This is a genomic window from Furfurilactobacillus sp. WILCCON 0119 (genome assembly GCF_053471565.1).
Genome location: NZ_JBPCCV010000007.1, coordinates 55,779 through 61,119 on the forward strand (window position 1 = coordinate 55,779; position 5,341 = coordinate 61,119).

The following is a 5,341-nucleotide window of genomic DNA, read 5'->3' on the forward strand; positions in this document are numbered from 1 at the left end:
GGAATGACTTGGTTAACACCTGCCGTAAATGGACCGGAACCGTCTGGGTTCGCATTTGCCAAGTAACTTGCTGGTACCGTGACACTGTCTTTAATGCCATCTGTCAGGCTAGCCAAGTTAACCGTAACGTTCTTAGTTGCGACAACTGTGTTTGGATCGGCTTTACTGTAAACCTTAACGGTCGCATTGTAAGCCATTTTACCGTTGGCCTTCAATTGAGCAATTAGATCTGCACCGGTTTTTCCTGTCGTGTTCCCGTTCAAATCAACTTCATACGTAAATTGATCCGCATTTTCGCTAATTGGTAATAAAGCCGCGTTCTTTGCGGTGCCATTATCTGACCAAGGGGCACCGTCAGATGCGTTTAATAATAGCCGTGTTAACATCCCGTCTCCGCCGAAGGCGTTGAATGGAATGACTTGGTTAACACCTGCCGTAAATGGACCGGAACCGTCTGGGTTCGCATTTGCCAAGTAACTTGCTGGTACCGTTACGTTATCTTTAATGTTAGTATTTACTGCTTGTTGAACGTCAGCACTAGTGACAGTTGGAGTGGCCAAAAGCTCAATATCTTTTGTATCAGTCTGCGCAGTCGCGTTCAGTGCGGCACTCGCCCCGGATGTTGCTTGGGTCGCAGGTAACCCTTGCGCCGATTCATTTGCCGAACTGGCTACCTGCAGAGAACTAGCGCTGGCCGCTCCTTCTGAAACCGGTGGCAGAGTCGCCACATTTTGACTTGTTGGAGAAACTAATGACGCATTACTACCAACGTTAGCAGTTACTGACTGCGATTGAGCAGAGGCACCTGTTTTTGTTGATGATGCAATCGAATTATCAGTGGCTGTTTCAGTAACAGCACCCTTAGTGACCACTGTAGTTTGTTCAGGGGCCGCTGAAACTGTATCTGCGCTGGCGTTTGTTTGGCTAATCGCTAAAACACCGGAAAGGGCTAAGATACTCAGACCGCTGGTCACCCATAACTTTCCACTTTTATACATTTTGTATCGTGTGCTTTTTTCTTGTGCAAAACTCGTACTATGCAAATTTTCTTTCAACATATTAAGACTCCCTCACAAAAATTCAGTATTAATCTTTTTGAACACCACAACCATACCAAGAACATTAAAATTTGACTAGTTTTATTACTTATTTTTTTCAAGTGTCTATTTAAGAATTTTTGCACATTCCTGATTAGGGACTGTGAAACATGCTTACGGACGTGATTCAGTCAGTCTTCAAGCTGAGTCAGAACGGTTACGAATTAGGAAACGTCAGGACCAGGGCATTAAGTTGGCCAAAATACGTGGTGTCAGGGGTCGCCCCCGCTCGTGCTCAGCCACGTCTAATACTCCTCAAAAACGCTACATTTACGAACAAATCTGCGAACAATTACAGCAATCAACACTCAATGACTCTGCCATTGCCAGGAAATTTGGCGTCTCACGGACAGTCGTTCGGTACATTAAATCTGACCTAGTAAAACCCCAACCCAGTCAAAGCTAACGGTTGAAAACAACAAGAATTGTGCTGCTATTATGGTAGCAGTTAAAAAGAGCCAGCTGCTTGCGACAGCTGACTCTCTGTAATCACATTGCAAAACTTGGTTAAATCATCACATTAGTGATGATTTTTTTTGGCCAAAAATAGCTTTTCATTACCCATAAATGGTCAATTTTATACTAACGACCGTAAGTACCAGAATCATCAAATATGCCACACCAGTAAAACAACTATTAATCTAATCGTTTGACACCCCTATTCATTAACGTATATTTAGGATTTGCTTTAAACGAGGTAAAACTTCAGTCATTATTTGCTTACCTTGTTCGGTTAGATAGGCTCGTTTTGTTCGCCGATCTGGTCCGACATTTTCTACGTAAATTAGTCCCTGCTGAACATTATGACTAAGTCTTAAAGATAACGCAGAAGCACTAATTTTGATCATTTTTCCCAACTCCCTAAGTTCGATTCCGTCAGATGCTTGTTGTAATCGAATAAAAATGTACATCGTGTTTAGATCATATCCAAATTCTCGGTGCAATTTCCGACCAATGGACAGAATGTAAGCTTCCGTTTCAATAATATTTTTAAGCTCATTGTTTATATCTACTTTGCGCATACTTTAAATGCCTTTCTTGTTCACTATATCTCTGTCAAAAAAGCCCCTTCAAACTAATGATGAACCTGACGAGACCTTTCATAACAGAAGTCATTTACAAAATTGCTTAATGTTTTTACTGCTGACAAAAAAACAAAGAAACTCAAACCAAGTCCTGTTAAACTAACTGTGTATTAGTTAATTAACATCTTCTATTAATGTTGGACATGTTGGCGGAAGATGTTGACTGTGTTTAAAGCAAAGGCTAATCATAATGAATTATCGACGGTGACGAAACCAAAATAAGCTGCCAATCACTACAAAAACTCCTAAAACAACTCCGATACTACTCAAGATACCAAATTTAGCAACGTTTGTTGCTGGTAGGTCAGCATGTTTATGTTTCTCGGAGCTGTTGTACTTTGCATTAACCGCCTTATTAGTTTTTATGGTATCCGCTTGATGCACTTTTACTTTTTGCTTATAAACTAATGTAATTTCTTGATCATGATTACTATATTTGCCAGATAATGATTTCTCAGCCACTGTCTGAAAAGTATACCCATCAATTACTTCTGGATTAACGTTAAAGGCAATTCCAATTCGATCACTGTGAATTCGGTCTGGAGCAATCGTATTACCGTGTTCGTTTACATAATGAATAACAATTCGTCCCACATTATTAGTCGAAAAAGTCGGTAATTTCGCATATACATACGTAATTGTCTGTGCTTGTTTCGTAAAGATCCCGGTAGGATTACCATCGATTTTTTTCAAATAGTAACCATCAACTTCTTTTCCGGTAGTTGTATATTTGTTACCAATATCTCCATTTTGGACAACATCATCAGCCAATTTATGGCCTTGATCATCAAAAAAACTAGCCATTACGTTACCGGCCGCATTGCCAGCCTTCCCGTAGATAAATGTTACATTCTGCCCATCATTTTGGTACGTACCTGTTGTTTCCCCTTCTGTCCGAACGATTTGGTATCCGGAGATAGTTTTAGGTACTACTGTATAAGATTGGCCGAAGGCATCATTTAACGACTGATCATCAACTAGCTTATGACCTTGTTGATCCACAAAATGGACAGTAACATGTCCTAATTGTTCTTCAGGAGTAAACACACGTTCTTGATAAGTCATGTCATAGGTCTCACCAGGGTTCAAGGTTAAATTCGGTGATTGGTAAGAGATTGCCGTGTCGATACCCCCAGTTAATTGCCTACCATAATCGCCTGAAGCCAAAACACCGTCTAACAAAGTTCCAGCTTCATATTGACCGGCATATACCTGCACACCCGATAGTGCTTCACAATAAAGTGTCAAATTAGTCGTTTTAATAAAAGCACCGTTATTACCAGTTGAATAGATTGGAATATAATCATCACCGTCTAAGTCTGTATCTAAAAAAACGCTTAATGTTTGGTTGCTTAAAGCAGCTGTCCCGATATTCAGCCATTTTACCTGATGCGTAATGGCCCCAGTAGCCGTTACGTTTAAGATCTCCGAAATCTGAACATTGTTACTTCTGTCTGTGATCACCCGGGCTAACTGAGAATTATTGTTTCCTCCATCCTTGAAATAATAATTGACCTCATCAGCTTGCACATGCGTATTATTATTTAAATTATAAAAACTGGTATTAGAATCACCGTCCTTATACGAATAAGTATGCTTACCACCAGTGCTATCAAAGATTGCATGGCCAAATAAAGCATTATTCACTCGACCCAAAAAAGGAAAGTATAGATCTACCCTGAACTGTTTAGAATCGCGGCTAAATGGATCGACTGCACTGGCAGTTTTCGTTGCTGGAGACCAATTTACAAACTCACTGTTCAGATCATTACTGTTTTGATGCTTTGACTCGTCAACGGCTGACGTTTCTGTGGTAGCTTCATTTTGATGTATATCATTTTCAGAATTACTAAAAGTAACTGCAGTTCTCGATGACGAAGTAGATGAAGATTCTGATGAAGTGTTAGAAGAATTACTAGTCAATTTATTTGTCGACGAAGCTTTCTCAGTTCCGATTGGGCTACTTTTGCCATAACTTTGACTATTAGTCGTCGCATCATTTGTTGACTGAGCGTAAATGGGTGGTGTAAGTGTTACCAAAAATATTGCAATACTTAAAGACATAAAGATGCCTTTTCTTTTAATTTTCATTTCTACTCCAATTTAGATAGATTTAATTTGTAATTCAGTCCAAATCACCTGCTAATTGTTCTGAATTTAAGCTTAACAAAAACTCGCCAGACTCATATTGAGCCTGACGAGTCTTTGTTCATAACTTTGATTTTCTTCCGTAGTTACTTAACGTTTATTTTTTCGACGGAAACCAAGGAAACCTAAACTCATTCCAGCTAAGGCAAGCATAGTTAATCCAGCCACTTCTTCAACATCATTACGTTGTTCCCCTGTTTCAGGTAATGCTGTCATGTTGCTTGAAGACTTGGCTTTTTGATCGTGCCCCTTGTTATCAGCCTGGTCAATACTGAGCGTCACGTTCTTCTTGTATTGAACTGGCGTGTCTTGATCAACGGGGTATGGATCCCCTGGAACCAATGGGGTTCCATTCTTATCGACCGGTGTATAACCGGGAATATCGGGAATTAAGTGTCCTAGCTTGTCATAAACATACGTTACCGTAGTATCACTGTCACCCATTGTTCCGTTCGCATTGGCCGGTATTGCGGTCAGATAATATCCATCAACGACTACAGCAGTAGTATTGTACTTATCACCAATATGTTTGTTCATTTGGATCACCGCAGTATGCACTGGATTCCCATCAACATCAACATATTTAATCGTAATAGTGTAGTCGTTGGCCGTGTACGTGATCGACGTATCTTGGCCCGGATTGGTTGGTGTGATCGTACTTCCTGGTGTCAGTGGATTCCCATCGCCATCACGCGGTGTATACCCAGGGACAGTCGGTACGGTCACTTGTCCTGGCTGCGTCGGATCCGTCGGATCATTTGGATAGGCCACACTTGGTACCTTCGGCCAGTTAGGATCGCTAGGATCACTCGGCGTTGGTACTAAGTTAGCCAGCGTTTTATACGTAACCGTGAAGTTCTTGTCCCCACTGGTTGCCGTCAAGCCAGTGATTTTATCAATCTGTGCCTGATCGGCGTAGTAACCAGGGACAACAGGCGTTGTCTTGATCCCAAATGTGGTGTCGCCATCTTTGGCCACCCAGTCGGTGTAGGTCACTTCACCCGTCACATT

Annotated in this window: 4 protein-coding genes; all 4 read right to left on the reverse strand. The window is 41.1% G+C overall.

Annotated features, from left to right (window positions below; genetic code table 11):
• The coding region (locus tag ACRYI5_RS10995; RefSeq protein WP_448225290.1) for an SSURE domain-containing protein at nt 1-1,058 on the reverse strand (1,058 nt) is incomplete at its 3' end.
• 704 nt (nt 1,059-1,762) lie between these two features.
• Nucleotides 1,763-2,119, reverse strand: coding sequence for a hypothetical protein (locus ACRYI5_RS11000; RefSeq protein ID WP_448225291.1), 357 nt, complete (start codon nt 2,117-2,119; stop codon nt 1,763-1,765).
• Between the two features lie 258 nt (nt 2,120-2,377).
• The gene (locus ACRYI5_RS11005) at nt 2,378-4,273 is read right to left on the reverse strand and encodes a MucBP domain-containing protein (protein ID WP_448225292.1); all 1,896 of its coding nucleotides are present in this window, start codon (nt 4,271-4,273) and stop codon (nt 2,378-2,380) included.
• Between the two features lie 147 nt (nt 4,274-4,420).
• Nucleotides 4,421-5,341, reverse strand: a 921-nt coding sequence (locus ACRYI5_RS11010) for a mucin-binding protein (RefSeq protein ID WP_448225293.1), incomplete at its 5' end; no start/stop codon positions are given.